A 26,557-nucleotide genomic window follows, 5' to 3' on the forward strand; every position below is an offset into this window, starting at 1 on the left:
ACCCTAGACGACCAGGTTTTCCGGGTCCTAGGGACGCGCGGAAGGCTAGGCAGCGCCGCCCCAACCGGAAAACGTGATCGAAATCGCGGCCCGGCAGGTCCTGGGTCACGCGGGAGAGCGCGGCCGGGCAGGTCGACGGGAGCGCCCGGGAGGCGGGTCAGCGCGGCAGCCACGCGTCGGGCGCCTCGTTCAACCGGCGCACGTGCGCCGGCAGCTGACCCGACAAGACGTGGGCCAGCGTCGTCTCGTCCAGCACCCGGCGCAGGCTGGCGCGAACCGCCACCCACACCTCGGGCAGGTGCTCGGCCACGCCGGCGTAGGTGGTTTCGTGCGGGCGCAGGCCGCGGACCTCGGCCAGCGGCCCGTCGACCGCGCGCAGCACCGAGCCGAGGGTGATGTCGCGAGCCGGCCGGGCCAGCGCGTAGCCGCCTTCGGCGCCGCGCTGGCTGCGCACGATGCCCGCCCGGCGCAGCTCGCCGAGGATCGCCTCGACGAATTTGCGTGGCATGCCCTGCTCGGTCACCACCGTGTCGATCTTGACGAGTTCGGGCTCGCGGGCGGCGAGGCTGAGCAGTGCGCGCACCGCGTAGTCGGTCTTCGCCGAGATCTGCACGTCAACATCCTCGCAAAGCGGTGTGCCGGCGTCCGATCCGCCGTGCCGTCACGGGGTCGTGACCGGCAGACCGGTGCTGTTCCGCGCGGCGCGCAGCCAGACGTTAGCGCCTGGCGTCAGCCCGATGGCCTCGCTCTGGCCACGGGTCAGCTGCGCGGACGTTGTCGCTCCGCCGCCGACGGCCAGTTCGGCCCGCACCTCGAAACCGACGCGCTGCAGCCGAGCGACCTCGGCCGGCACCGTGTCGTCGGCCGGCGCGGCGAAGATCTCGATATCGTGCGGGCGCACCATCCGGCCGTCGAGCGTGGTGACCGGCCCGAGAAACGACATCACGAAATTGTTGATCGGCTTGTCATAGAGGTCGTCGGGAGCGCCGATCTGCTCGATGCGGCCGTTGTTGATCACGACGATCTCGTCGGAGACCTCGAGGGCCTCCTCTTGATCGTGGGTGACGAAGACGGTCGTGACGTTCACCTCGTCGTGCAGGCGGCGCAGCCAGTCGCGCAGCTCCTTGCGCACCTTCGCGTCGAGGGCGCCGAACGGCTCGTCGAGCAACAGCACCTTCGGCTCGACGGCCAGCGCGCGGGCCAACGCCATCCGCTGCCGCTGGCCGCCGGACAACTGGCCGGGCAGCCGGTCGGCGAACTGCTCGAGGTGCACGAGCTCGAGCAGCTCCTGCACGCGGCGGCGGATCTCCGGCTTCGGCCGCTTGCGGATCTCCAGGCCGAACGCGACGTTGCGATACACGCTCAGGTGCGTGAACGCCGCGTAGTGCTGGAACACGAAGCCGACGTCGCGGTGCCGCGGCGCCAGCCTGGTCGCGTCCGCGCCGTCGATCTCGACGGTGCCGGAGTCGGGCTTCTCCAAGCCGGCGATGATCCGCAGCAGCGTCGACTTGCCGCCGCCGCTCGGCCCGAGCAGGGCGGTGAGCGCGCCGGAGCGGACCGACAGGTCGATGTCGTCCAGCGCGACGAAGTTGCCGAAGCGCTTGCCGATGCCTCGTGCTTCGATACCCATGGGTCAGACCCTTCCCCTGCGGCGGATCCACGCTCCGGCCACGATGGCCAGGAACGCGACGACGATGAGCACGAACGTGATTGCGTAGGCGCCGTTCGGGTCCTGCTCGTTCTCGAGCAGGTTGCTGATCCGCAGTGGCGCCGTCTCGGTCTGCCCCTCGATGTTGCCGGAGACCACGAGCACCGCGCCGTACTCCCCGAGGCACCGGGCCAGGCTGAGCACGACGCCGTAGGTGAGGGCGACGCGGATGGTCGGCAGCGTGATCCGCAGGAACCGCGCGACGGCGTTCGCGCCGAGCGACGACGCCGCCTGCTCCTGATCGGTGCCGGCCTGCTCGAGCACCGGCACCACCGCGCGAACCACCAGCGGCAGCGACACGAAGACGGTCGCCAGCACCATGCCGGGCTTGGCGTAGATCACCTGGAAGCCGTGATCGTCCAGCGTGGGACCGAACCAGCCGGACGGGCCGTAGACCAGCAGCAGCGCGAGGCCGACGACGATCGGCGACACCGCCACCGGCAGGTCGACGAACGCGCTGAGCAGTCGCTTGCCGGGGAACCGGTGCCGGGCGAGCAAAATGCCGACGCCGACGCCGAAGACGGTGTTGATGACGACCGCGATGCCGGCCACGATCGCGCTGACCTCGAACGCGTGCAGCGCATTGTGATTGCTAAGCGCGTCGAAGAACTCCGACAGCCCGGGCTTGAAGGTGCGATAGAGGATGACGACCACCGGCACGAGCGCCAGCACGCCGACGTAGAGCACCGCGATCAGCCGCAGCGTCCACGAGGCGGGACCGCGGTTGCGCGCCACCGGGGGCGCGGGAGCCGTCGCGGTGGTCGCCGGGGCGATGGCGACGTCAGCCACGGCGGGCCATCCGGCGCTGCAGCAGATCAAGGATCACGAGCACGACCGCGCTGGCGGCCAGCAGCACGGTCGCGATCGCCCCGGCCTGCTGGGTGGCGTGCAGCGGGCTGTCGTTGTCCTGCAGCTTGCGATAGATGAACGCCGACGCGATCTCCGTCTTGAACGGGATGTTGCTGGAGATGAAGACGAGCGAGCCGTACTCGCCGAGCGCCCGGGCGAAGGCCAGCGTGGCGCCGGACACCATGGCAGGCAGCAGCTGCGGGACGATGATCCGCCGGAACACCACCGATGGCCGCGCGCCCAGCGAGGCGGCGGCCTGTTCGGCGTCGCGGTCGAGTTGCAGCAGCACCGGCTGCACCGTGCGCACCGTGAAGGGCAGCGTGACGAACAGCAGCGTGACGAACAGACCGGTGCGGGAGCCGAGCAGGTGGACGCCGACCGGGCTGTCGCCGCCGTACAGCGCGAGCATCACGATGCCGGCGACGACCGTCGGCAGCGCGAACGGGATGTCGATCACCATCTCGAGCAGACCGGCGCCGCGGAACCGCTCGCGCACCAGCACCCAGCCGACGACGACGCCCATCACGGCGTTCACGACCGCGACCAGCACGGACAGGCCGATCGTCAGCTTGAGTGCGGACGCGGCCTCGCGGTCGGTGATCGCCGAGGTGAAGCCGCTCCAGCCGAAGTCGAACGCCTTGCCGACCACGGCTGCCAACGGCAGCAGCACCAGCAGGCTCAGCCAGATGACCGTCACGCCGAGGGTGGTGCCCGACCACGCGCGTAACGGCTGGCCGGGCCGGACGCGCCGCAGCCGGCGGGCGCGGCTTGCGCCGGCCGCCGGCTGCCGGTCGAGGACCGACGTCATCGTCGCAACGTCACGATTCGATCTTGGTCACGATGCCGCTGTCGCCGAAGAACTCGTCGTTGACCTTGCTCCAGCCGCCGAGCGAGCCCACCGTGACGAGCTGCTTGACTGCCGGGTAGGGATTGGCCGGGTCGTTGGCGCCCGTCACGGTGCCCGGCTTGACGCTCGAGTCGACCGGGCGGAAGCCCTTGCTGGCGAAGATCTGCTGTCCGGCGCTGCTCTCGACATAGGACAGGAAGCTCTTGGCCGCGGCGGGCGCGGACTTGGTGACCGCGGCGGGGGTCTCGATCAGCACGTCCTGATCGGGGATGATGTAGTCCAGCGACAGGCCCTTCTGCCGGGCCAGGATCGCCTCGGATTCGTAGGAGATCAGCACGTTGCCGGTACCGGAGGTGAACTGCGTGGTCGCGACCGCTCCGCTGGCGGCCCGGCTGACGACGTGCTTGAAGAACTGCGTCAGGTAGGCCTGTGCCTGCGCGGGCGTGCCGCCGGTGCTGATGACGTGCTCGTAGGCGGCGAGGATGTTCCACTTCGCCGATCCGGACGACGCCGGGTCCGGCGTCACGATCTTCACGCCCGGCTTGATGAGGTCGTTCCAGCCGGTGATGTGCAGCGGGTTGCCTTTCTTCACCACGATGACGACCACCGAGTCCGCGACGATGCCCTTGGTCGGGCCGGCGTCCCAATCCGCCGCCACCTTGCCGGCCTGTGCGAGTTTGATCATGTCGGCGCCGGTGGAGAACGCGACGTAGTCGGCCGCCTGGCCGGCGGCAACGCTCTTCTCCTGGGCGCCGCTCGGGCCGTACGAGCCGCTGAGCGACACGCCCTTCCCGGCCGCCGTCTTCGCGAACGCCGTGCCCAGCGCGTCGTAGGCCGGCTTCGGCACCGAGTAGGCGACCAGCTTCAGGCTCGTCGACCCGCCGCTGGAGGCGGTGCTGTCGCCGGCGCTGCCGGTCGAGCCGCCGCTGGCGGGCTTGCTGCTCCCGCTGCTCGAGCAGGCGGCGACGCCGGCGACGGCCGCCACAGCGGCAGCGAAGGCGGTCAGCGTGCGGACGCGTCGGGATGACATGCATACCTGCTTTCGAAGTAAGTCGACCGACCTCGGTTTGTCGATCTGCGGAGTAGACAATACAGACGTCGCGGGCGCTCGCTGACCGAGACGGCAACTAGGCAGGTAGGGCGATTGTCGGTTGCGGCCGGGCCGGACCATGGACGACGTGTCCAAGCTCGCGAACTTCGCATCCATCCTCGAGGACGAGACCCGCGCCCAGGCCGAGCGCACGGCGTCCATGCCGTTCGTCTTGCCGCACCTGGCGCTGATGCCGGACGCCCACCTGGGCAAGGGCGCGACGGTCGGCAGCGTCATCCCGACGGTCGGCGCGATCATCCCGGCCGCCGTGGGTGTCGACATCGGCTGCGGGATGATGGCCGTCCGCACCCAGTTCGCGCGCGCGGACCTGCGTGGCGACCTCGCGTCGCTGCACGCGTCGATCTCAGCTGCGATCCCGCTGTCGGCGGGTCGGTACAACGCGTCGGTCGCGGCCACCGCCGAGGCGCGGGTGGCCGAGCTCGAGGCTCTCGAGGGCATCGACCAGGCCGAGGCGATCGCGCCGGCGTGGCGGCTGCAGCTGGGCTCGCTCGGCTCGGGCAACCACTTCATCGAGGTGTCCCTCGACGAGGACGACGCCGTCTGGCTGTTCCTGCACTCGGGCTCGCGCGGCGTGGGCAACAAGCTGGCGCAAAAGCACATCAAGGTGGCGCAGCAGCAGTGCGCGAAGCGCTGGATCCGGCTGCCCGACCCCGACCTCGCGTACCTGGTCGAAGGCGACCGCGAGTTCTGGGCCTACATCGCCGCGCTGCGTTGGGCTCAGCGCTTCGCGCTGCTCAACCGCGAGGAGATGATGGACCGCGTCGTCGGCTGCCTCGCGGAGTTCCAGGGCGAGTCGGTCGAGCGGGTGGACGAGGTCAACTGCCACCACAACTACACCGAGCGCGAGACGCACTTCGGCAAAGAAGTGTGGTTGTCCCGCAAGGGCGCGATCGACGCGCACGTTGGCGTGCTCGGGCTGATCCCCGGCTCGATGGGCGACCGCTCCTACGTTGTGCGCGGCAAGGGCCACCCGGGCGCGCTGTGCTCGTCGCCGCACGGCGCCGGCCGCGCCTTCTCGCGGTCGGCGGCGCGCAAGCGGTTCACCCGCGAGGACCTCGACGAGCGGATGGCCGGGATCGCCTGGGGCAACTCGAACGCGTTCCTGGACGAGCACCCGGCCGCCTACAAGGCGATCGACGTCGTCATGCGCGACGCGAAGGACCTCGTCGAGGTGGTGCGGGAGCTGCGGCAGATCGTCAACGTCAAGGGCGACTGACGCGGTTGGCGGCCGTCGTCATGCTCTGCGCGCGCCATGGCGTGCCAGCAGCATGACGACGGCGAGGAGCGGCCACAGCGCCTGCCCGCCGGCGACGGCGCGTTCAGCCACGCCGAGCAGGCTGCCGCCGCCCTGCAACTCGACGAGCAGCCAGGCCAGCAGCGCGACCAGCACAACCGTGGCGCCGAGGCCGGCCCGCAAGCTCGGCACGACGGACAGCGCCGGCCACAACGCCAGCGCCACGAATCCGACGGCGGCTGCCGGCACGTGCCCGGGCGACGGTTGCGGCTGCGCGGCCACCGCGACGGTGGCCGCGCCGCCGACGGCCAGCAGGATGCGCGAAGCCGCCGTGGCCGAGGTGAGGCCGGCCGCCGTCGCCAGATGGCAGACGCCGAGCAACGCCAGGCCGAGCGTCATGATCCAGCGGTCGTCCGCGCCGCGGGCGGCCAGCGCGCTGATCGTGTCGCGGGCCGAGTCGTAGGACGCCGGCTGGCGCGCCGCGCCGAGCGTCCAGCCGCCGATCAGGACCACCGGCGCGAGCGCCGCCGAGAATGGCGCCCAGGCGCGAACCCGCGGCAAACGAAGTTGTCCGCGTGTCGCAGGGCCATCACCCCGCGACACGCGGACAACTTTCGGGATTGATCAGACCTGCGCCGGCGCGTCGGCGGGCGCCGACGCCTCGGCGGGCGCCGCCGCGTCGTCGGCCTTCGCGCTGTCGTCTACCAGCCCGAGGCTGATCTTGCCGCGCTGGTCGATCTCGAGGATCTCGACCTGGATCTTGTCGCCGACGTTGACGACGTCCTCGACCTTGCCGATCCGCTTGCCGCGGCCGAGCTTGCTGATGTGCACCAGGCCGTCCTTGCCCGGCAGCAGCGACACGAACGCGCCGAACGCGGCCGTCTTCACCACCGTGCCAAGGAAGCGCTCGCCGACCTTCGGCATCTGCGGGTTGGCGATCGCGTTGATCCGGTCGACCGCGGCGGCGGCGGACAGCCCGTCGGCGGCGCCGACGTAGATCGTGCCGTCGTCCTCGATGGTGATGTCGGCGCCGGTCTCGTCCTGGATCGCGTTGATGATCTGGCCCTTCGGCCCGATCACCGCGCCGATCTTGTCGACCGGGATCTTGACCACGGTGACGCGCGGCGCGAACGGGCTCATCTCATCCGGCTCGTCGATGGCCTCGGCCATGACGTCCAGGATGTGCAGCCGGGCGTCGCGCGCCTGCTGCAGCGCCTGCGCCAGCACCTCGGACGGGATGCCGTCGAGCTTGGTGTCCAGCTGCAGCGCGGTGACGAACTCCTTGGTGCCGGCGACCTTGAAGTCCATGTCCCCGAACGCGTCCTCCGCGCCCAGGATGTCGGTCAGCGCGACGTACTCGGTCTTGCCGTCGACGGTGTCGGACACGAGGCCCATCGCGATGCCGGCCACCGGCGCCCTCAGCGGCACGCCGGCGTTCAGCAGCGCGAGCGTCGAGGCGCACACCGAGCCCATCGACGTCGAGCCGTTCGAGCCGAGCGCCTCGGACACCTGGCGGATCGCGTAGGGGAACTCGTCGCGGCTCGGCAGCACCGGCACCAGCGCCCGCTCGGCGAGCGCGCCGTGCCCGATCTCGCGGCGCTTCGGCGAGCCGACCCGGCCGGTCTCACCGGTCGAGTACGGCGGGAAGTTGTAGTTGTGCATGTAGCGCTTCGTCCGGTTGGGCGAGAGCGTGTCCAGCTTCTGCTCGAGACCGAGCATGTTCAGCGTGGTGACGCCGAGGATCTGCGTCTCGCCGCGCTGGAACAGCGCCGAGCCGTGCACCCGCGGGATGACCTCGACCTCAGCCGAGAGCGTGCGGATGTCGGCAAGGCCGCGGCCGTCGATGCGGATCTTGTCGCGCAGGATCCGCTGGCGCACCAACTTCTTCGTGAGGCCGCGGTAGGCCGGGCTGATCTCGTTCTCGCGTCCTTCGAATCTGGTGGCGAGCAGTTGCTTTGCCTGGTCCTTCAGCTCGTCCAAACGCGCTTCGCGCTCCTGCTTGTCGGCGATCGTCAGCGCCTGGGCGAGCGGCTCGCCGACCTCGGCGGAGACGGCCTCGAAGACGTCGTCCTGGTAGTCCAGGAAGACCGGGAACTCGGCGACCGGCTTGGCGGCGATCTTCGCGAGCTCGGCCTGCGCACGACACAGCTCGGCGATGAACGGCTTCGCGGCCTCGAGACCCTCGGCGACGACCTGCTCGGTCGGCCGGGTGGCGCCGCCGGCGATCAGCTCGATGCTGGCCTCGGTGGCCTCCGCCTCGACCATCATGATCGCGACGTCGCCCGAGGCGAGGACCCGGCCGGCGACGACCATGTCGAAGGTCGCGCGCTCGATTTCCGAGTGCGTCGGGAAGCCGACCCACTGCCCGTCGATCAGCGCGACCCGGGTGCCGCCGACCGGTCCGGAGAACGGCAAGCCGGAGATCTGCGTGGACGCGGACGCGGCGTTGATCGCAAGCACGTCGTAGGCGTGGTCGGGATTGAGCGCCATGACGGTGATGACGACCTGCACCTCGTTGCGCAGGCCCTTGATGAACGTCGGGCGCAGCGGCCGGTCGATCAGCCGACAGGTGAGGATCGCGTCCTCGGACGGCCGGCCTTCGCGGCGGAAGAACGAGCCGGGGATGCGGCCCGCGGCGTACATGCGCTCTTCGACGTCCACCGTCAGCGGGAAGAAGTCGAAGCCCTCGCGCGGCTTCTTGCCGGCCGTGGTGGCCGACAACAGCATGGTGTCGTCGTCCAGGTAGGCGACGACGGCGCCGGCGGCCTGATTGGCCAGCCGGCCGGTCTCGAAGCGGATCGTGCGCTTGCCGAAGCTGCCGTTGTCAAGCACGGCTTCGGTTTCGTAGACGCCTGCCTCGTTGTCAGATGCAGTGGCGTCGATGGTTTCCGTCACGGAAACTCCCTCTCGTACGTGCCGGGGCGCACATGCGACGTACGAGCTCAACACCCGCCTGGGTGCCGGTCTTCGATCGAAGCGGGCGGAGACCTCATTCGGCTCCGACCGCCACTACCGAGGACCGGCGAACGGCTTCGCTGTCGCAAGGACGCGCATCAGTGCGTCCGGCATGCGGATATTCGGTTGTCTCCTCATCAAGGCCGGCGATTGAAGCGGCGGGCCTCATGAAGAAGGGAGCGATCTCGGGTGAGATCGCTCCCTGGACGAGCTAGCGGCGCAGACCGAGCCGCTCGATGATCGAGCGGTATCGGTTGATGTCGGTCTTCGCCAGGTAGTTGAGCAGCCGGCGACGTTGGCCGACCAGCAACAGCAGGCCGCGCCGGCTGTGGTGGTCGTGCTTGTGCGTCTTCAGGTGCTCGGTGAGATCGCTGATCCGCCGGCTGAGCAGCGCGACCTGGACCTCCGGTGAGCCGGTGTCGCCCTCGACGGAGCCGTAGTCGGTGATGATCTGCTTCTTGACATCCTGAGCCAGCGGCACGGACGACTCCTTCTCGGGCATTCTGTGCAGGCGCGCTCCGACGGTCTGAATCACGACGGAGAGTGGACGCGCGTTGCGCGGGGCCGCGTTGACGGGCCTCGACGTCGATGGTACCAGCGTGTTCGGCCAAACCTAGAGTTGGCCGCATGGCCCCGTTCGTCGTCACGCAGGAGTCCCCGCTCGTCCCGGCCGACGCGTGGGCGCGATTGACGGACTGGCGCCGGCACGGCGAGTTCGTCCCGCTGACGAAGGTGCGCCTCGAGACGGCGCCGCCGACCGGCGTCGGAACGGTGTTCACCGCCCGCACCGCGGTCGGCCGGCTCGGCTTCGACGACCCCATGGAGGTCGTCGCGTGGTCGCCGCCCGCGCACGGTTCTGGCGGCTCGTGCCGGTTGGAGAAACGCGGTCGGGTGATGCTCGGCTGGGCCGAGCTGTCGGTGCAGCCGGACGGTCCCGGCTCGATCGTCACCTGGCGCGAGGACGCGGTGCCGGCCAAGCTGCCGGCGTTCGCGACCGGCGTGGCGACGCTGTCCGGCAGGTTGCTGTTCAGCCGGGTGATGAACGGCCTGCTCACCCGCTGAGGCGCCCCCTGCCTGACAGTGGTCGTTTACGGCTTCAGTGGACGCTTGCAGGTGACCATTCAGCGCGTAAATGACCACTGACGGCGGGTGCGAGGAGTCAGCACAGCAACGCGCGGGTCTGCTCGACGTCGATGGCCATCTGGCGCACCAGGGCGTCGACGTCGGCGAAGCGCTCCATGCCGCGCAGCCGGGAGACGAACTCGACGCCGATGGACGCGCCATAGAGGTCGCCCTCGAAGTCCAGCACGTAGGCCTCGACCCGCCGCTGCCTCACTTCGAAGGTGGGATTCGTGCCGACGGAGATCGCGGCGACGCCGAGTGGCGGCCCGTCGAGCGTCCGGCCCCGCTCGTCCAGGCGAACGACCCGGCCGGCGTAGACGCCGTCGGCGGGGATGGCGGCCCACGCCTCGGCGTGCAGGTTGGCGGTCGGATAGCCGAGCTCGCGTCCGCGCTGGTCGCCGCGCTCGACGAAGCCGTCGAGCCGGTGCGGGCGGCCCAGGATCAGCGCCGCGCCCTCCATGTCGCCGGCGTGCACGCAGGAGCGCACGTAGGTGGCGCTGAGTGCCCGATCGTTGTCCTGCAGCAGCCCGACGCCCCGTGCGGCGAAGCCGAACCGGCGTCCGAGGATCTGCAGCAGCGGCACGTCGCCGGCGGCGTGGTGGCCGTAGCGGAAGTTCTCGCCGACGATCACCGCGCTGGCGTGCAAGCGCTCGACCAGCGCCTGGTGGATGAACTCGTCCGGCGGAAGGCGGGAGAAGTCGTAGGTGAACGGCAGCGCGCAGAACACGTCGACGCCCAGTTGTTCGACCAGCTCGGCGCGCCGCACGATCGTCGTCAGCACCGGCGGGTGCGAACCCGGCCGGACGACCTCGGCCGGGTGCGGCACGAACGTGATCAGCACGCTCGGCAGGCCACGCTCGGCGGCCAGCGCCACCGCCTCGCCGATGATCGCCTGATGGCCGCGGTGGATTCCGTCGAAGACGCCGATGGTGACGACGCATTTGCCCCAGCCGGGCGGCACCGCGTCGAAACCCTGCCAGCGCTGCACTCCGGCGAGCCTAGCGGCCGGTCGTGCTCCGTCAGCGGAACGCGGGTGCCAGGTCGAGCGGGACGTCGCCCCACTGCGCCCGCAGCTCCGCGCCGAGCCGCCGCGCCAGCTCGGCCGCGGCGGGCAGCTCGCCCGATTCGCTCGCGCCGGCGAGCCGGTGGGTGATTGCCGCGCGCCGCGTCGGCGCGTGCACCAGCCGGCCGGCCGGGGCGGGCTCGCCATCCAGCGCGGTGCCCAGCATCAGCGTCGCCGACATCAGCGACCAGCCGACCGTGGCGGCTTCGACGTCGCGGCCAAACGACTCGGCGCCGACCTCGGGGAATGTCGCCGCGGCCGCCGCGCGGTAGGCGTCGACGGCGGCGTCGGCCACCGAGTCCGGCAGCCGCCAGGAGCACCAGCACGTCGGCCACGGGACCCGCAGGTAGGCGACGTCCCAGCTGACGTGTCGCCACTGCGCGTTTTCGTAGTCGAGGAGAACGAGCCGCTCGCCGACTGAGGCGGTGTCGTCCGGGCAGGCGTCGGCGGGCGTGATCGCCGCGGCCCCGGCGCTGCCGAGTCGGTGGGTGAGCTCGCGCAGCTCGTCGAACGCGCCGCTCGGCACCGCAACCCCGAGCCGACCGCAGGCCGCGTCGAGCAGCCGCACAGCGTCTTCGACGTCCGCGCCGATCCGGGTGTCGTGCACCGGCAGGTCGCCGGCCCGCTCGTCCAATGCGGCGCGGAACTCCGCGCGCAGACCGCGGGTGGCGCAGTGCACGGCGGCGACCCCCTCGGCCCAGCGCCGCACGGCAACGGCCGCCGCATCCGGGTCGGCGCCGAGCAGCAGGCGCGCGAGGCTGGCACCGGCGCCGAGGTCGGTCATGACTGCGACCGGCGGCGCGCCGTCCGCAGCGACCAGCCGCGGCGCGCCCAGTTCGGCGGGCAGCACGCTGAGCGCGGCGGTCTCCCGCACCCAGCTCTCCCCCGCTGAGCGAAACGCTTTCACGATGAGCGTCGACTCGGCGCCGTCGGCGGCGAGGGCACGCACCCGCGCGACCGTCGAGCGCTCGCCGCCGGCCAGCGGCTCGGGATCGCTCAGCCGGACCGCCGGCAGCAACGCCTGCGCGGCGGCCAGACCCTCGTCCATGAGCGCCGTTCTACCCTGCGGCGGCGAACACCAGGACGGCGCGCGCCCGGCCACCGCCACTGCCGCCGCGGCCGGCGTCGCCGCGGCCGGCGTCGCCGCCGTCGCCGTCGCCTTTGCCGTCGCCTTTGCCGTCGCCTTTGCCGTCGTCTTCGCGCAGCAGCGCCACCGCCGAGCCGTCCGGGCCCAGCGCGGCGTAGGTCCCAGCCAGCCCGGCGGCCTCGATGGGGCGGCCGAAGGACAGCTCGCGGGTCTGCGCCGCGTCGAGCTGACGCACGGCGAACGCCGCCCGCAGCGCGTCCGGCAGCGGCAGGGTCACCGGGTCCGGCAGCGCCGCGAGGTCCGCGAGGGTGCGTGCCGTGGTCAGGTCGAAGGGTCCGACGCGAGTGCGGCGCAGAGCCGTCAGGTGCCCGCCGACGCCCAGCGCGGCCCCCAGATCGCGGGCCAGCGCGCGCACGTAGGTGCCTGAAGAGCACTCGACCCGCACGTCGACGTCGAACAGCGCCGCGTCCGGCCGGCCGAAGCGCAGCGCGTCGAACCGCGCGACAACGACCGGACGCGCGGCGAGCTGCACGTCCTCCCCCGCTCGGGCGCGCTTGTAAGCGCGTTCGCCGTCGACCTTGATCGCAGACACCGCGCTGGGCACCTGCTGGATCGGTCCGGTCAGCGCCGACATCGCGGCGCGGACGGCGACCTCGGTGACGTCGGTGACGTCGGCGGCGGTCGCGGCCGAGACCACGTCGCCGTCCGCGTCGTCGGTGGCCGTCGCCTGCCCCAGCCGGACGGTGGCGTCATAACTCTTGTCGGTGAGGACGAGATGGTGCAGCAGGCGGGTCGCGGCGCCGACGCCGAGCACCAGGACGCCGGTGGCCATCGGGTCGAGCGTGCCGGCGTGCCCGACCCGTCGGGTGCCGGCGAGCCGGCGCATCCGTCCGACGACATCGTGGGACGTCCAGCCGGCGGGCTTGTCCACGATCGCCAATCCGCTGGTCACCGTTCCGAGCCTAGGAATCGCTCGACCGAGCGCCGACGCCGGCCACCAGCCACTTGCCGCCGCGCGTACGCAGCACCATGCCGACGAACCGGACGCCGATGAACGCGGCAAGCCCGGCCCACACGCCGCCCAGCCCCAGCCGCCAGTGCAGCGCCGCGAGGTTGAGCGGCGCGAACGCGCCGACGGCCGCGATGATCGTGATGGTGCGCAGAAAGCCGACGTCGCCCGCGCCGATCAGGACGCCGTCCAACGCGAACACCACCCCGGCCGCCGGCAGCAAGGCGAGGAACCACGGCCACAACACGTGCGCCTGCGTCTGCACCGCGGCGGAGTCGGTGAACAGCGCGGGGATGGCGAACCAGCCCAGGCCGTAGATGACGGCGAAACCGCAGCCGGCGTAGAGACCCCACCGGGCCACCTGCCACGCCATCGCCCGCGCGGCGCCGACGTCGGCCGCGCCCAACGCCGCGCCGACCATCGACTGCGCGGCGATCGCGAACGAGTCGAGCACCAGTGCGGTGAACTCCTCCAGTTGCAGGCCGATCTGGTGTGCGGCGATCTGCGCGGCGCCGAATCGCGCCGCCACCGCCGCCGCGGTCAGGAAGGCCACCTGGAACGCGGCCGCCCGCACGACGAGGTCTCGGCCGACGACGAGCTGCGCCCGCAGTACCGGCCACACCGGCCGCAGCGAGGAGGCCGACCGGCGCAGCACGGCCACGAACAGCGCCGCGCCGACGGCTTGCGCCGCCACGTTCGCGACGGCCGAGCCGATCAGCCCTAGCCCGGCGGAGTACACCAGCAGCGGGCAGGCGAGCGCGGACAGCCCGTTGGCGATCAACACCATGACCACCGGGGCGCGGGTGCGCTGCACGCCGCGCAGCCAGCCGTTGCCGGCGAGCACCAGCAGGACCCCGGGCAGGCCAAGCACGGCGATCCGGAACCATTGCTCGGCCGCGTGCTGGGTCTCCGTGCCGGCGCCCGCCAGCAGCGCGGTGAGCGGCCCGGCGAATACCTCGCCGAGCACGACGATCGACACCCCGATGCCGGCTGCCAGCCACGACGCCTGCACGCCCTCGCCCACCGCGGCGTCGACCCGGCCGGCGCCGAACCAGCGCGCGGCGCGCGAGGTGGTGCCGTACTCGACGAAGGTGCCGACGATCGTCAGCAGCCCCATCAGCGCCGCGCCGACGCCGAGCCCGCCGAGCTCCCGCGCGCCGAGGTGGCCGACGACGGCGGTGTCGACCAGCAGGTACAGCGGCTCGGCCGCGAGCACCAGGAACGCCGACGCCGACAGCGCGAGCAACCGCCGCGCGTCGATCCCCGCCGGTGCCGTCACCGGCGCTGTCCCCGGCGGCGGCGCCTGGGGCGGCGGCGCCTGGGGCGGCGGCCCGGCAGCAGCCGGCTTGGCCGGCGGGTCGGCGATCACGAGCCGCCGACGGGCGTCACCGCGCCAACCTTCCACGTGCCGCCGCGTCGCTGGACCGACACCTCGTACCGCCCCTGGCCGGCGACCACCTCGGTGCCGGAGGCGGCCATGAGCAGCACGACCGAGTCGCCGTCGGCGGATTCCAGCGCCACCGCGGTGACCGGGCCGCCGGCGCGCCTCGCGAGGTCTTCGCGCGCCGACTCCGCGGCCGCTCGCACGCCCGCGGTCGCCGGCGGCAGCCCGGCGTTGCCGCCGACCTCGAGCGCGCTGATCAGATAGCGCGAGCCGGTCCGCACGACCGTCGCGGTCAGCGTGACGGCGGTGGTGCCGGCGCCGGCTGCCGACTGCACGTGCTGCAGACCGAACACCAGCACCTTCGCCGAGCTCGAGTCGTCGGCGATCTCGCCGATGCCGGACTTGAGCGTCTGGAACGTCTGGACGATCCGCTGTCGCTGCGCGGCGCGGGCCGCGTCGCCGGTGAGCGCGGCCCGATACGACTTCTGGTAGGCGCCGGTCGTGACGGCGAGCCCGGCCGTCAACTCGTCGTCGAGCGAACGGTAGTCCGAGCTGGTGACGACCTGCAGGTCGCTCGCCGCCGCGGCGAGATAGGCGCTCGCGGTCTCCGGGTCGCGCACCGCGGCCGTGGCGGAGTCGGCGGTGAGCTGCCCTGGCGTGCCGTCGTTCCTGGTGAGGAATAGCACCACCGACGCGATCCCAGCGCCGAGCGCCACGGCGAGGCAGACCAGCCGAAGCACGGTCAGCCTGCGTCCCTTTCGACGGGCCTGGGTTTGCGCACGGCGTCGGTCGACCCGCGAGACGTCCTCAGTCACCAGCGAGCGCAGCTCCGCCGGCGGATCCGGCTTCCGCGTCGGCGCCCGCTACCTCGGCGCCGCCGCGTGCCCCGTCCACTTCACCGTCGACCTCGCGGTCCGAATCCCCGTCCAAGTCGCCGTCGACTGCCCTCGGCTTGCGGTACGGGTCTGCCTCGCCAGCCGGCAGCGCCCCCTGCCGGACCGCCTCCACCTGGGCATCGGCCGCGGCGGCCACCGCGAGCAGCTCGTCGATGTGCCGCGCCGAGTCGGGCAGGGCGTCCAACGTGAAGGTCAGCGTCGGGGTGAACCGGACGCCGGTCTGCCGCCCGACCTCGCTGCGCAGCACGCCCTTCGCGGACTCGAGCGCAACCGCCGACGCCGCGCGTTCCTCGTCGTCGCCGAAGACGGTGTAGAAGATCGTGGCGTCGTGCAGGTCGCCCGTAACCCGGACGTCGGTGATCGTCACCATCCCCAGGCGCGGGTCCTTGATGCTCATCTCGATGCCGGTGGCGACGATCTGCTTGATACGCCCGGCGAGGCGGCGGGCGCGGCCGGCGTCGGCCATGTCGGTCTCCTTCTTCGCATCAGTGGTCACTTCCACGCGTCAGTGGTCAGCTGCGGCTGCCCACTGCCGCGCCAACTGACCACTGACCGCTGTCTCAATCGAAATCGGTGGCGTCGAGCACCCGGCTGCGCGTGGACAGCAACTCGATCTCCGGCCGGCCCGCGATCAGCCGTTCGCACGCGGCCAGCACCTCGACGACGTGCGGCCGGTCGCCCGCCACCACCGCCACCGCGATCTCCGCCCGCCGGTGCAGGTCCTGCGCGCCGGTCTCCGCGGCGGACACCTCGAAGCGCCGACGCAGCTCCGCGACGATCGGCTTCACCACCGAGCGCTTCTCCTTCAGCGAGTGGATGTCGCCAAGAAGAACGTCCGCCACAAGCGTCCCGACCACCAAATGCCTGCCCTCCCTACTCGAGACCGAGAAAGCCGCCGTTGAGAGCGAAGGCGGAGCCGGGATGGGGCCCCTGAAGATGTAAAAGCTCTGTATCTGAAGGGCCCCATTCCGGCGCAGCCGGACGGAACTACACCCGAGGCTTTTCCCGCAGCTCGAACGTCTCGATCACGTCGTCGAGCTTGAGGTCGTTGAACGACCCCAGCCCGATGCCGCACTCGAAGCCGTCGCGCACCTCGGTCGCGTCGTCCTTGAAGCGCCGCAGCGAATCGACGGTCAGGTTGTCCGCGACGACGACGCCGTCGCGCACCAACCGCGCCTTGCTGTTGCGGCGGATCGTGCCCGAGCGGACCAGCGAACCGGCGATGTTGCCGATCCGCGGGACCCGGAACACCTCGCGCACCTCGGCGGTGCCGAGCTGCACCTCCTCGAACTCGGGCTTGAGCATCCCCTTGAGCGCGGCCTCGATCTCCTCGATGGCCTGGTAGATGACCGTGTAGTACCGGACGTCCACCCCCTCGCGCTCGGCCGCCTCCCGCGCCTTGCCCTCGGGACGGACGTTGAAGCCGACCACGACCGCGTTGGACGCCACCGCGAGGTTGATGTCGTTCTCGGTGATCGCGCCGACGCCGCGGCCGATGACCCGAAGCGAGACCTCGTCCTTGTCCTCGCCCATGTCGATGTTGACCAGCGCGTCTTCGAGCGCTTCGACCGAGCCGGACACGTCACCCTTGATGATCAGGTTCAGCTGTTCGACCTCGCCCGCGGCGAGCGCCTTGTCGAGGTCGTCCAACGAAACCCGGCGACGCGAGGACGCCAGCTGCGCGTTGCGTTCGCGCGCCTGCCGGCGGTCGGCGATCTGCCGGGCGATCCGGTCTTCCTCGACGACGAGGAACGAGTCGCCGGCGCCGGGGACGGAGGTGAGGCCGAGGACCTGCACCGGGCGCGAGGGCCCTGCCTCGTCGACGCTGTCGCCGTTCTCGTCGAGCATCGCCCGCACCCGGCCGAACGCGTCGCTCGCGACGACCGAGTCGCCGACGTGCAGCGTGCCGCGCTGCACGAGCAGCGTGGCCACCGGGCCGCGACCGCGGTCGAGCCGAGCCTCGATGACGATGCCCTGCGCGTCCTGGTCGGCGTTGGCCCGCAGGTCCAGCGCCGCGTCGGCGGTGAGCAGGACGCCCTCCAGCAGCCCGTCGATGTTGGTGTTCGACCGGGCGGAGACGTCGACGAACAGCGTGTCGCCGCCGTACTCCTCGGCGACCAGCCCGTATTCGGTGAGCTGCTGACGCACCTTCGCCGGGTTGGCGTCTTCCTTGTCGATCTTGTTGACGGCCACGACGATCGGCACGTCGGCCGCCTGCGCGTGGTTGAGCGCCTCGATCGTCTGCGGCATGACGCCGTCGTCGGCGGCGACGACCAGCACGACGATGTCGGTGGTGGCCGCGCCGCGGGCACGCATGGCGGTGAACGCCTCGTGGCCCGGGGTGTCGATGAAGGTGATCGGCCGGTCCACGCCCTCGTGCTCGACGTGCACCTGGTACGCGCCGATGTGCTGGGTGATTCCGCCGGCCTCGTCGCGCATGACGTGGGTCTTGCGGATCGCGTCCAGCAGGCGGGTCTTGCCGTGGTCGACGTGGCCCATGACCGTGACGACCGGCGGCCGCGCGGTGAGGTCGTCCTCGACGCCTTCGTCGGAGCCGAAGGTGAGGTCGAAGCTGTCCAGCAGCTCGCGGTCCTCGTCCTCGGGGCTGACGACCTGCACCTGGTAGTTCAGCTCCGCGCCGAGCAGCTGCAGCGTCTCCTCGTTCACCGATTGCGTCGCCGTCACCATCTCGCCGAGGTGGAACATCACCTGGACGAGCGAGGCCGGGTTGGCGTTGATCTTGTCGGCGAAGTCGGACAGCGACGCGCCGCGCGGCATGCGCAGCACCTCGCCGTTGCCGCGCGGGACCTGCACGCCGCCGATCGACGGCGCGGACATGTTGTCGAACTCGGCCCTGCGCTGCTTCTTGCTCTTGCGGCCGCGACTCTGCGGGCCGCCGCGCCGGCCGAACGCGCCGGGCGTCGTCGCGCCTCGGCCGCCGCGGCCGCCGCCGCCAGGCCGGCTGGGAGCGCCGCGATATGGGCCGCCGGGCGCCCCACCGGGACCGCCGCCCGGGCCGCCGGGGCCGCCAGGGCCACCGCCCGGCCCGCCGCGGAAGCCGCCGCCGCCGCCAGGGCGCGCGCCGGGACCGCCGGGCCGCGCGCCGGGACCACCAGGACCGCCGGCGCGGGTGCCGGGACCGCCGGCCGGGCCGCTTCGGGGACCGGCGCCAGGGCGGCCGCTCATCATGCCGGGGTTCGGGCGCGGCGGCATCACGCTGGGGTTCGGCCGCGGACCGCCCGGACGGACGATGCCGCCCGGGCCGGCGCCCGGCGCGCCGGGGGGACCACCGGGCGCCTGGCGAGGCGTGGCCGGTCGCGGCGCGGGTGCGCCGCCGCCGACGCCGAAGGGGTTGTTGCCGACCCGCGGGCCCGGCCGGGGGCCGCCCGGCGGAACGGTCGGGGCGGCCGGGCGGGTCGGCGCAGCCGGCCCGCCGGCTGCCGGGGCGATCGGCTGTGCGGGAGGTTGGACGGGTTGCAGCGGCTGGACCGGCGGCGCGGGCGGCGCGGGCGCCTGCGCCGCGGGCGGCGCCGCGGCAGCTGGGACGACTGACACGGCGGGGGCGTCGATCCCGGCGGGCGCAACCGGCGCGGACGCCGCAGCCGGCGCGGCGGCCTTCTTGGCCGGCGCCTTCGCGACCTTCTTGGGGGCAGGCGCGGCATCCGGGAAAGCCTCGCGGAGCTTGCGCGCGACCGGAGCCTCGACGGTGGACGAGGCGCTCTTCACGTACTCACCCATCGAGGTGAGCGTCTCGATCGCTTCCTTGCTGCTGATGCCGATCTCTTTGGCGAGAGCGGATACGCGGGTCTTGCCTGGCACGTGTCTCCTTCGAGTGGACCGTGCGGCTACCCCGCTCGGCCCGTTTAGTCGGTGGACTTGCTCATCGCTGGCGCTTCATCGCTGATCCATGCGCTCTTCATCTCCTGCGGTTGTCCGCTGGCGGGTGTGTTTCGAGTTCAGCAACGTACTCGCCGACCGGCGCCGAGTCCACGGGACCGGGAACGCGCAGCGCCCGGCCGAAAGCTCGTCGTCGCTCGGCCAGTTCGACGCATCCCGGACTCGGATGCACCCATGCACCGCGGCCCGGCATGCGCCGACGCGGGTCGGGCACGACCGGGAAGGAGTCCCCCGGCGAGTCCGGCGCCACGACGACGCGAAGCAACTCGGTGGCCGGACCCCGGCGGCGACACCCGACGCACGTCCGAATCGGGTGCAGGCTGTTCACCGGGCCCCGGAACGAACGAGATCGAGTGCCGTCGACGACGCGACGGCCGTCGGCAAGCCTACTCCCCGGGGCCCGCGAAAGCCGATTCGCCCGCCGCGGGCGGGGCGTCGCCCGGACCCGCCTCGGGCGTTTCGGCGTCGCTGTGGATGTCGATCCGCGCCCCGGTGAGCCGGGCGGCCAGCCGGGCGTTCTGACCCTCGCGGCCGATGGCGAGGGACAGTTGGAAGTCGGGCACGACGACTCTGACGGCGTGGGTTGCCGGGTCGACGAGGGTGGCCTGCAGAACGTGCGCCGGCGACAGCGCATTGCCGACGTACGCGGCCGATTCGGGCGCCCAATCGATGATGTCGATCTTCTCGCCGTTGAGCTCGGCGACGACATTGCGCACCCGCTGGCCCATCGGGCCGATGCAGGCGCCCTTCGCGTTCAGCCCGGCGACCTCCGTCCGCACCGAGATCTTGGACCGGTGGCCGGCTTCGCGCGCCACGGCGACGATCTCGACGCTGCCGTCGGCGATCTCCGGCACCTCGAGCGCGAACAGCTTCTTCACCAGGTTGGGATGGGTGCGGCTGACCGTCACCTGCGGGCCGCGGGGGCCGCGGGCCACACCGGTGACGTAGGCGCGCAGCCGGCCGCCGTGTGCGTACCGCTCGCCGGGCACCTGCTCGGACAGCGGCAGGATCGCCTCGACATGGCCGATGTCGACGAGCACGAGCCCGCGCTGCGCGGCCTGGGCGTCGGCCTGGATCACGCCGGTGACGATGTCGCCTTCGCGGCCGGAGTACTCGCCAAATGTTCGGTCGTGCTCGGCGTCGCGCAGCCGCTGCAGGATCACCTGGCGCGCGGTCATCGCCGCGACCCGGCCGAAATCGGTCGGGGTGTCGTCGTACTCCTCGACCACCTCGCCGTTCTCGTCGAGGTCCTGCGCCCAGACGACGACCTCGCCACTGCGCCGGTCGATCACGACCCGGGCGTGCGGCATGGAATGCGGCGTGTGCTTGTACGCGCTGAGCAGCGCAGTCTCGAGGGCGTCGATGAGCTGGTCGAAAGAGATCTCCTTCTCTTTCTCGATGCTGCGCAGGGCCGCGAGGTCGACGGCCACCATCAGAGCTCGCCCCCCTCGTCGGCGTCTTCGTCGTCGGCGTCTTCGTCGTCGGCGTCTTCGTCGTCGGCGAGGGCGACGCCGTGGTTGAACTCGACCTCGACCTTGCCGCGGCCGAGATCGGCCCAGCCGACGAGGCGCCGCACGCCGTCGACGTCCAGGGCGACGCCGAGGTCGTCGGCGGCGAGCACCCGCCCGGTCGTCGGCGCTCCGGCGAGTTCGACGCGCACCAGCCGCCCGACGTTGCGCCGCCAGTGACGCGGCTCGGTCAACGGCCGGTCGACGCCCGGCGAGGACACCTCGAGCACGTAGGCGCCGGCGAGCAGCCGTCCGGCGGCGGTGCCCGCGGCGTCGTCGTCGAGGGCGTCTGACACGAGCCGGCTGACTACGGCGACCGCGTCGAGGTCGATCCCGCCGTCGGCGTCGACAGTGACGCGGACCAGGCTGCGCCGGCCGGCGGCGGCGACCTGCACGTCCTCGAGGTCGTAGCCGGCGCCGGCTATCAGCGGGCCGAGCAGCTCGAGCAGCTGCTCGCGAGCTTTGGCCGCGGACGCGCTGATGGTCGCGGGCGGCATGTGGGAGATTCCTCTCGGCAGGCTGTGCACTCGCACAAGGCTGTGCAGATGTGCGCGCGGATGTGACTGGCGAGCCTATCCGCTCTGCCAAACTTGCACGGACATGAGCGATCCGCCCGCCCCGCTGCCGCACCGGCCGCAGCCCGGGCCAGCGCACCCGTCATCTGTTCCTGAACCGGGCGAAAAGGCCGAGCCGACGGTCGGACGACACGCCGCCCCCGAACCGGCGCCGCCGCCCGAACCGGTAGTCGCCGCTCAACCAGCACCGCCGTCCGAACTGGTCGTCGCCGCTCAACCGGAACTCGGCATCACTGCACTCGCGCCGCTGCCTCGCCGGCACACCCGTCGTTGGGTGCTCACCGGTTTCGCCGCGGTGCTGCTGGGCGGCGGGGCGGGAGTGGGCGCAGAATTCCTGCGCAGCCGCCGTTCGGCCGATCGGCCCGCCCCGCCCCCCGCAGAGCTCGTGGCGGCAGTCGATGCGGAGCAGCGCCTCATCGCCGACCTCGACGCCACGACCGGCGGCGCGCCCGACGTCCGCGCCGTGTTGACGGCCGCACGCGCCGATCACGTCGCGCACGTGGCGGCGCTGCGGGCCGCCCTGACCGCACGAGGAGCGCAACCCAGCCCCTCGGCCAGCAGCACCGCACCGCGCGGGACCCCGCGCACCGCCGCCTACCTACGCGCCGCCGAGGAAGCCGCCGCCACCGCCGCGGCTCGCCGGGCGAACTCACTCACCGGCGCGGTCGCGGCGCTGCTCGCGAGCATCGCCGCCAGCGAGGCGACCCACGCGGAGCTGCTGCGGTGAGCACAGCCGTTGCAATGAACAGGTTGAGTGGCGCGATGTCCATTGAGTGGCGCGATATATCGCGCCACTGGGCTCATACCGCACCACTGATCGGGGACTGGCGGCCGCGGTGAGCGCGCTCGACGACGCGTGGCAGAACGCTCTCGCAGCCGAACATCAGGCCGTCTTCGGCTACGCCGTGCTCGGGCCCAGGGCGGGCGGCGCCGAAGCGCTCGCCGTCCAGTGCTCGGACGCCCACGAAGCGCTGCGAAACGACACCGTCGACGTCATCGCGGCGGCGGGGCTGACGCCGGTCGAGCCGCTCGCCGACTACCCCGCGCTGTATCCGGTCGACGACGCGGCGGCCGCTCGCGCCCTCGCTGCGCGGCTCGAGGACGCCTGCGCGGCCGGCTGGCGCTACCTCTACCTGCGTGCCGCATCGACCACCGGCCAACGCGCTGCCGGTCTGCGCACGATCGCGCAGGCGGCGCTCATCGCCAGCGCGGTGCGGGCGACGCGGTGGCGGGCGCTCAGCTCCCCGGGCAGCGCCGCCACGGCCTTTCCCGGCACGTGACCATCGCGCCGCCGTGGCGGTCAGTGGTCATTTTCGCGGTCAGTGGTCGCTTCTAGCTGACCACTCACCCGCAGAACTGACCACTGTCAGCGATCCGAGCGGGCGGCGAGCAGCGGCGCGGCGGCTAGACGGAACTCGGCTGGTCGGTCGTGCCGAACTGCGCGCGGTACAACCGCTCGTACGCGCCGCCGCGGCCGACGAGCTCGCGGTGCTTGCCCTGCTCGACGATGGCGCCGTCCGCCATGACGAGGATCAGATCGGCGTCGCGGATCGTCGACAGCCGGTGCGCGATCACGAAACTCGTGCGGTGAGCGCGCAGCGCCGCCATCGCCCGCTGCACGAGCAGCTCGGTGCGGGTGTCCACCGCGCTCGTGGCCTCGTCGAGGATCAGCAGCGACGGCTGCGCGATGAACGCCCGGGCGATGGTGATCAGCTGCTTCTGCCCGGCGGACAGGTTGCTCGATTCTTCGTCGAGGACGGTGTCGTAGCCGTCCGGCAAGGCCTGCACGAACCGGTCGACGTAGCTGGCCCGCGCCGCGTCGAGCACCTCTGCCTCGGTGGCGCCAGGGCGCCCATAGGCGATGTTGGCGCGGATGGTGCCGCCGAACAGCCAGGTGTCCTGCAGCACCATGCCGATCTCCGAGCGCAGATCGTCGCGCCGCAGCTCGGCGATGTCGACGCCGTCGAGGGTGATGCGGCCGCCGTCGAGCTCGTAGAAGCGCATGATCAGGTTCACGAGCGTGGTCTTGCCGGCGCCCGTCGGCCCGACGATGGCGATCGTGTGCCCGGGCTCGGCCACCAGCGACAGGTCGTCGATCAATGGCTTGTCTGGCTGGTAGCGGAACGAGATGTGCTCGAACTCGACGCGGCCGCGGCGTTGCGCTGGCTGCTCGGACGTCGCGGGCTCCGGGCTCTGCTCCGGCGCGTCCAGCAGGTCGAAGACCCGCTCGGCAGACGCGACGCCGGACTGCAGCAGGTTCGCCATCGAGGCAACCTGGGTGAGCGGCTGGGTGAACTGCCGCGAGTACTGGATGAACGCCTGGACGTCGCCGAGGCTCATCGACCCGGACGCGACGCGCAGGCCGCCGACCACCGCGACGGCGACGTAGTTGAGGTTTCCGATGAACATCATCGCCGGCATGATCAGGCCGGAGACGAACTGGGCGCCGAAGCTGGCCCGGAACAGCTCGTCGTTGTGAGTGGCGAACGTCTGCTCGGACTCGCGTTGCCGGCCGAAGACCTTCACCAGCTCCGCGCCGGTGAACGACTCCTCGATGTGCCCGTTCAAAGCGCCCGTGGTGCGCCACTGGTTGACGAAGTGGCCCTTCGAGCGCCGCGCGATCCGCCGCGTCACGAACGTCGAGACCGGAATCGTGACGAGCGCGATCAGCGCCAGCAAAGGCGAGATCACGAACATCATCGCGACGACCCCGACCACCGTGAGCAACGAGGTGAGCAGCTGGCTCATCGTCTGCTGTAGCGTCTGGGAGATGTTGTCGATGTCGTTGGTGACCCGGCTGAGGATCTCGCCGCGCTGCTGCCCGTCGAAGTAGGCGAGCGGCAGCCGGTTCAGCTTGTCCGCGACCTCGCTGCGCAGCCGTAGGACGGTGCGCTGCACGACGCCGTTGAGCACGTAGCCCTGCAGCCAGGACAGCACGCCGCTGACGACGTACACCCCGACGGCGAGCATGAGCACCCGCCCGAGCGCGCCGAAGTCGACGCCCACGCCGGGCAGCACGTGCATGCTGCGCAGCAGGTCGGCGTACTGGCCGTCGCCGCGTTCGCGCGCCGCCGCGACGGCCTGCGCGAGCGAGGCCGAATGCGGCAACCGGTCGCCGAGGTAACCGGCGAAGATCAGATTGGTGGCATGGCCGAGCAGCCGCGGGCCAACCACTGTGAGCGCGATGCTCGTGACGGCGAGCGCCGTGACGAGGATCGCCGGCAACCGCTCCGGGCGCAGCCAGCCGAGCAACCGCTTGGCCGACGGCCCGAAGTTCACCGACTTCTCCGCCGGCATGACGCCCGCCATCCACGGTGGGCCGCCGCCGCGGCGCGCTGCCTGGCCCGCCGGGGGCAAGCGCGACGGCAGCGGCGCCTTGCTGGTGGCGCTCACGCGGGGTCCACGCGGAATCGTGGAGCGTTCTGTGCGGAGCGATTTCGTGGGGTGGCGCTCACGCGGGGTCCACGCGGAATCGTGGAGCGTTCTTTTGCGGAGCGATTTCGTGGGTGGCGCTCATGCGGCCGACTCGTCGGCGCGCAGCTGGCTTCGGACGATTTCCGCATACGGCGGGCAGCTGTCGAGCAGCTCGGCGTGCGCGCCTCGGCCGACCACGCGTCCGGCGTCCAGCACCACTATCTGGTCGGCGTCGAGGATCGTCGAGACCCGCTGCGCGACGACGAGCACCGCCGCGTCGCGGGTCGCCGGCCGCAGGGCCGCGCGCAGCCGGGCGTCGGTGCCTGGGTCGAGGGCGGAGAACGCGTCGTCGAACAGGTAGATCTCCGGCCGCCGCACGATCGCCCGGGCGATGGCCAGCCGCTGCCGTTGCCCGCCGGACAGGTTGGCGCCGCCCTGGGCGACCGGCGCGTCGAGGCCGCCGGCCAGCCGCTCCACGAAATCCCGCGCCTGCGCGACGCGCAGCGCCTCCCACAGCTGATCGTCAGTGGCGGCCGGGTCGCCGTGCCGAAGCGTGCTGGCGATCGTGCCGGAGAACAGGTAGGACTTCTGCGGCACGTACCCCAGCCGTCCCCACAGGGTGTCCGGGTCGAGGTCGCGCACGTCCACGCCGTCGACGAGCACGGCGCCGCCGGTGACGTCGATGAGCCGCGGGACGAGCGAGAGCAACGTCGTCTTGCCCGCGCCGGTGCTGCCGATGATCGCCGTCGTCTGCCCCTGCGAGGCGGTGAAGGCGACGTCCTGGAGGACCGGCGAGGCCGCGCCTGGATAGGCGAAGGAGACCCCGCGGAACTCGACTTCGGCGCGGGTCGCCAGCGTGGTCACCGGCTGCGTCGGCGGGACGACGGACGACCGGGTGTCGAGCACCTCGACGATGCGCTCCGCGCACACCGACGCGCGCGGGATCATCATCAACATGAAGGTGCCCATCAGCACCGACATCAGAATCTGCGCCAGGTAGTTGAGGTAGGCGGTCAGCGAGCCGACCTGCATCTGGCCGGAGTCGACCCGGCTCGCGCCGAACCACAGCACGGCGACGCTCGAGGCGTTGAGCACGAGCAGCACCGTCGGGAAGATCAGCGCCTGCAGCCGGCCGGCCCGCAGCGCGGTGTTGGTCAGCTGCTCGTTCGCCTCGGCGAAGCGCTGCCGCTCGACCGGCTCGCGGACGAACGCGCGCACGACCCGCACGCCGGCGATCTGCTCGCGCAGCACGCGGTTGACCACGTCGATGCGCGTCTGCATCGAGCGGAATTCCGGCACCATCCGCCGCACGATGAGCGCGATCAGCACCGCGAGCAACGGCACGCAGACGACGAGCAGCCAGGACAGCCCGGCATCCTGGCGCACCGCCATAATCACTCCGCCGACCGCGGTGATCGGCGCGGTGATCATCATCGAACAGGTGAGCACGACGAGCATCTGCACCTGCTGGACGTCGTTCGTCGTCCGGGTGATCAGCGACGGCGCGCCGAAGTGCGCCATCTCGCGCGCCGAGAACGAGCCGACCCGGGCGAACAGCGCCGCGCGCACGTCGCGCCCGAAGCTCATCGCGGTGCGCGCGCCGAAGTAGACGGCGACGACCGCGCAACTGATCTGCACGACGCTGACGGCGAGCATCCAGCTGCCGGTGCGCAGGATGTAGCCGGTGTTCCCGGTGGCGACGCCGTTGTCGATGATGTCGGCGTTCAGGGTGGGCAGGTAGAGCGCGGCGATCGTGCCGGCCAGCTGCAGGCCGACGACGAGCGCAAGCCACCGGCGGTACGGCCGCAGCCGATCGCGCAGCAACAGCAGGAGCGCTGACGTCATCACTTGCCTCTCGCCGGGTCGGCTTCTCGGGCTCGTCCGACGTCGACGGGTCC

At 71.9% G+C, this 26,557-nt stretch carries 25 protein-coding genes; 4 read left to right on the forward strand and 21 right to left on the reverse strand.

Going from position 1 to position 26,557, the window contains the following annotated elements:
* Nucleotides 1-157: 157 nt before the first annotated feature.
* Genes ACFFBG_RS10180 through ACFFBG_RS10200 form a run of 5 tightly spaced genes read right to left on the reverse strand, consistent with a single transcriptional unit; the run spans nt 158 to nt 4,434 of the window.
* Nucleotides 158-613 carry an RrF2 family transcriptional regulator gene (locus ACFFBG_RS10180; RefSeq protein WP_375478257.1) on the reverse strand — a complete coding sequence of 152 codons (456 nt, stop codon included), beginning with the start codon at nt 611-613 and terminating at the stop codon, nt 158-160.
* A gap of 48 nt (nt 614-661) precedes the next feature.
* Entirely contained in the window at nt 662-1,630 is a 969-nt protein-coding gene (locus ACFFBG_RS10185) for a sulfate/molybdate ABC transporter ATP-binding protein (RefSeq protein ID WP_375478259.1), read from the reverse strand.
* Nucleotides 1,631-1,633: 3 nt separating this feature from the next.
* Nucleotides 1,634-2,497 carry a sulfate ABC transporter permease subunit gene (locus tag ACFFBG_RS10190; RefSeq protein WP_375478261.1) on the reverse strand — a complete coding sequence of 288 codons (864 nt, stop codon included), beginning with the start codon at nt 2,495-2,497 and terminating at the stop codon, nt 1,634-1,636.
* A complete protein-coding gene (gene cysT / locus ACFFBG_RS10195; protein ID WP_375478263.1) occupies nt 2,490-3,365 on the reverse strand; it encodes a sulfate ABC transporter permease subunit CysT in 876 nt (291 codons plus the stop codon). The genes ACFFBG_RS10190 and cysT overlap by 8 nt, the downstream gene beginning before the upstream one ends.
* Nucleotides 3,366-3,375: 10 nt before the next feature.
* A complete protein-coding gene (locus ACFFBG_RS10200; protein WP_375478265.1) occupies nt 3,376-4,434 on the reverse strand; it encodes an extracellular solute-binding protein in 1,059 nt (352 codons plus the stop codon).
* A gap of 139 nt (nt 4,435-4,573) precedes the next feature.
* Here ACFFBG_RS10200 and ACFFBG_RS10205 point away from each other — a divergent pair, with 139 nt between their 5' ends.
* Nucleotides 4,574-5,731, forward strand: a complete 1,158-nt coding sequence (locus ACFFBG_RS10205; RefSeq protein ID WP_375478267.1) for an RtcB family protein — start codon at nt 4,574-4,576, stop codon at nt 5,729-5,731.
* Between the two features lie 18 nt (nt 5,732-5,749).
* On the opposite strand, the gene ACFFBG_RS10210 is transcribed toward ACFFBG_RS10205, so the two are convergent.
* The 3 genes from ACFFBG_RS10210 to rpsO form a co-directional block, all read right to left on the reverse strand.
* Nucleotides 5,750-6,262 carry a DUF998 domain-containing protein gene (locus ACFFBG_RS10210; protein WP_375478269.1) on the reverse strand — a complete coding sequence of 171 codons (513 nt, stop codon included), beginning with the start codon at nt 6,260-6,262 and terminating at the stop codon, nt 5,750-5,752.
* Between the two features lie 111 nt (nt 6,263-6,373).
* Nucleotides 6,374-8,644, reverse strand: coding sequence for a polyribonucleotide nucleotidyltransferase (locus tag ACFFBG_RS10215; protein WP_375478271.1), 2,271 nt, complete (start codon nt 8,642-8,644; stop codon nt 6,374-6,376).
* Nucleotides 8,645-8,915: 271 nt separating this feature from the next.
* Nucleotides 8,916-9,185, reverse strand: coding sequence for a 30S ribosomal protein S15 (rpsO, locus tag ACFFBG_RS10220; RefSeq protein ID WP_375478273.1), 270 nt, complete (start codon nt 9,183-9,185; stop codon nt 8,916-8,918).
* Between the two features lie 146 nt (nt 9,186-9,331).
* On the opposite strand from rpsO, the gene ACFFBG_RS10225 reads away from it, so the two are divergent.
* Nucleotides 9,332-9,766: an SRPBCC family protein gene (locus ACFFBG_RS10225; protein WP_375478275.1), complete on the forward strand. Its 435-nt coding sequence runs from the start codon at nt 9,332-9,334 to the stop codon at nt 9,764-9,766.
* Nucleotides 9,767-9,863: 97 nt separating this feature from the next.
* Here the strand turns inward: ACFFBG_RS10225 and ACFFBG_RS10230 are convergent, their stop codons facing one another.
* The 11 genes from ACFFBG_RS10230 to rimP form a co-directional block, all read right to left on the reverse strand.
* Nucleotides 9,864-10,814 carry a bifunctional riboflavin kinase/FAD synthetase gene (locus tag ACFFBG_RS10230; protein WP_375478277.1) on the reverse strand — a complete coding sequence of 317 codons (951 nt, stop codon included), beginning with the start codon at nt 10,812-10,814 and terminating at the stop codon, nt 9,864-9,866.
* Between the two features lie 31 nt (nt 10,815-10,845).
* Nucleotides 10,846-11,937, reverse strand: a complete 1,092-nt coding sequence (locus ACFFBG_RS10235) for a hypothetical protein (protein ID WP_375478279.1) — start codon at nt 11,935-11,937, stop codon at nt 10,846-10,848.
* 10 nt (nt 11,938-11,947) lie between these two features.
* Nucleotides 11,948-12,928 (reverse strand): tRNA pseudouridine(55) synthase TruB, encoded by a 981-nt coding sequence (gene truB, locus ACFFBG_RS10240; RefSeq protein WP_375478281.1) that lies wholly within the window; start codon nt 12,926-12,928, stop codon nt 11,948-11,950.
* 10 nt (nt 12,929-12,938) lie between these two features.
* A complete protein-coding gene (locus tag ACFFBG_RS10245; RefSeq protein WP_375478283.1) occupies nt 12,939-14,264 on the reverse strand; it encodes an MATE family efflux transporter in 1,326 nt (441 codons plus the stop codon).
* 86 nt (nt 14,265-14,350) lie between these two features.
* Complete coding sequence (locus ACFFBG_RS10250) at nt 14,351-15,184, reverse strand: hypothetical protein (RefSeq protein WP_375478285.1); 834 nt, start codon at nt 15,182-15,184, stop codon at nt 14,351-14,353.
* The gene (rbfA, locus tag ACFFBG_RS10255) at nt 15,177-15,731 is read right to left on the reverse strand and encodes a 30S ribosome-binding factor RbfA (RefSeq protein ID WP_375478287.1); all 555 of its coding nucleotides are present in this window, start codon (nt 15,729-15,731) and stop codon (nt 15,177-15,179) included. Before rbfA ends, ACFFBG_RS10250 begins: the two co-directional genes overlap by 8 nt.
* A gap of 94 nt (nt 15,732-15,825) precedes the next feature.
* Entirely contained in the window at nt 15,826-16,125 is a 300-nt protein-coding gene (locus tag ACFFBG_RS10260) for a DUF503 domain-containing protein (protein ID WP_375478289.1), read from the reverse strand.
* Between the two features lie 127 nt (nt 16,126-16,252).
* Nucleotides 16,253-19,084 (reverse strand): translation initiation factor IF-2, encoded by a 2,832-nt coding sequence (infB, locus tag ACFFBG_RS10265; RefSeq protein WP_375478291.1) that lies wholly within the window; start codon nt 19,082-19,084, stop codon nt 16,253-16,255.
* A gap of 97 nt (nt 19,085-19,181) precedes the next feature.
* The gene (locus ACFFBG_RS10270) at nt 19,182-19,490 is read right to left on the reverse strand and encodes a YlxR family protein (protein ID WP_375478293.1); all 309 of its coding nucleotides are present in this window, start codon (nt 19,488-19,490) and stop codon (nt 19,182-19,184) included.
* A gap of 58 nt (nt 19,491-19,548) precedes the next feature.
* The gene (nusA, locus tag ACFFBG_RS10275) at nt 19,549-20,595 is read right to left on the reverse strand and encodes a transcription termination factor NusA (RefSeq protein WP_375478295.1); all 1,047 of its coding nucleotides are present in this window, start codon (nt 20,593-20,595) and stop codon (nt 19,549-19,551) included.
* On the reverse strand, nt 20,595-21,167 hold the full coding sequence (gene rimP / locus ACFFBG_RS10280; protein ID WP_375478297.1) for a ribosome maturation factor RimP: 573 nt from the start codon (nt 21,165-21,167) through the stop codon (nt 20,595-20,597). The genes nusA and rimP overlap by 1 nt, the downstream gene beginning before the upstream one ends.
* Nucleotides 21,168-21,270: 103 nt before the next feature.
* Here rimP and ACFFBG_RS10285 point away from each other — a divergent pair, with 103 nt between their 5' ends.
* Complete coding sequence (locus ACFFBG_RS10285; protein WP_375478298.1) at nt 21,271-21,972, forward strand: hypothetical protein; 702 nt, start codon at nt 21,271-21,273, stop codon at nt 21,970-21,972.
* 109 nt (nt 21,973-22,081) lie between these two features.
* On the forward strand, nt 22,082-22,525 hold the full coding sequence (locus tag ACFFBG_RS10290) for a DUF4439 domain-containing protein (RefSeq protein ID WP_375478300.1): 444 nt from the start codon (nt 22,082-22,084) through the stop codon (nt 22,523-22,525).
* 124 nt (nt 22,526-22,649) lie between these two features.
* Here ACFFBG_RS10290 and ACFFBG_RS10295 read toward each other — a convergent pair whose 3' ends face one another.
* Together ACFFBG_RS10295 and ACFFBG_RS10300 are read right to left on the reverse strand one after the other, a co-directional pair.
* Nucleotides 22,650-24,638 carry an ABC transporter ATP-binding protein gene (locus ACFFBG_RS10295; protein ID WP_375478302.1) on the reverse strand — a complete coding sequence of 663 codons (1,989 nt, stop codon included), beginning with the start codon at nt 24,636-24,638 and terminating at the stop codon, nt 22,650-22,652.
* Between the two features lie 120 nt (nt 24,639-24,758).
* A complete protein-coding gene (locus tag ACFFBG_RS10300) occupies nt 24,759-26,504 on the reverse strand; it encodes an ABC transporter ATP-binding protein (protein ID WP_375478304.1) in 1,746 nt (581 codons plus the stop codon).
* Nucleotides 26,505-26,557: the final 53 nt, after the last annotated feature.

This window comes from uncultured Jatrophihabitans sp., from assembly GCF_964251945.1.
GTDB lineage: Bacteria > Actinomycetota > Actinomycetes > Mycobacteriales > Jatrophihabitantaceae > Jatrophihabitans.

Excerpts from the sequence above, each read along its gene's own strand:
- cysT (WP_375478263.1), bottom strand. The coding sequence starts at position 3,365 with ATGACGTCGGTCCTCGACCGGCAGCCGGCGGCCGGCGCAAGCCGCGCC.
- ACFFBG_RS10200 (WP_375478265.1), bottom strand. The coding sequence starts at position 4,434 with ATGTCATCCCGACGCGTCCGCACGCTGACCGCCTTCGCTGCCGCTGTG.
- rimP (WP_375478297.1), bottom strand. The coding sequence starts at position 21,167 with ATGCCGCCCGCGACCATCAGCGCGTCCGCGGCCAAAGCTCGCGAGCAG.
- ACFFBG_RS10300 (WP_375478304.1), bottom strand. The coding sequence starts at position 26,504 with ATGACGTCAGCGCTCCTGCTGTTGCTGCGCGATCGGCTGCGGCCGTAC.
- ACFFBG_RS10185 (WP_375478259.1), bottom strand. The coding sequence starts at position 1,630 with ATGGGTATCGAAGCACGAGGCATCGGCAAGCGCTTCGGCAACTTCGTC.
- ACFFBG_RS10205 (WP_375478267.1), top strand. The coding sequence starts at position 4,574 with ATGGACGACGTGTCCAAGCTCGCGAACTTCGCATCCATCCTCGAGGAC.
- rbfA (WP_375478287.1), bottom strand. The coding sequence starts at position 15,731 with ATGGCCGACGCCGGCCGCGCCCGCCGCCTCGCCGGGCGTATCAAGCAG.
- nusA (WP_375478295.1), bottom strand. The coding sequence starts at position 20,595 with ATGGTGGCCGTCGACCTCGCGGCCCTGCGCAGCATCGAGAAAGAGAAG.
- ACFFBG_RS10285 (WP_375478298.1), top strand. The coding sequence starts at position 21,271 with ATGAGCGATCCGCCCGCCCCGCTGCCGCACCGGCCGCAGCCCGGGCCA.
- ACFFBG_RS10235 (WP_375478279.1), bottom strand. The coding sequence starts at position 11,937 with ATGGACGAGGGTCTGGCCGCCGCGCAGGCGTTGCTGCCGGCGGTCCGG.
- ACFFBG_RS10225 (WP_375478275.1), top strand. The coding sequence starts at position 9,332 with ATGGCCCCGTTCGTCGTCACGCAGGAGTCCCCGCTCGTCCCGGCCGAC.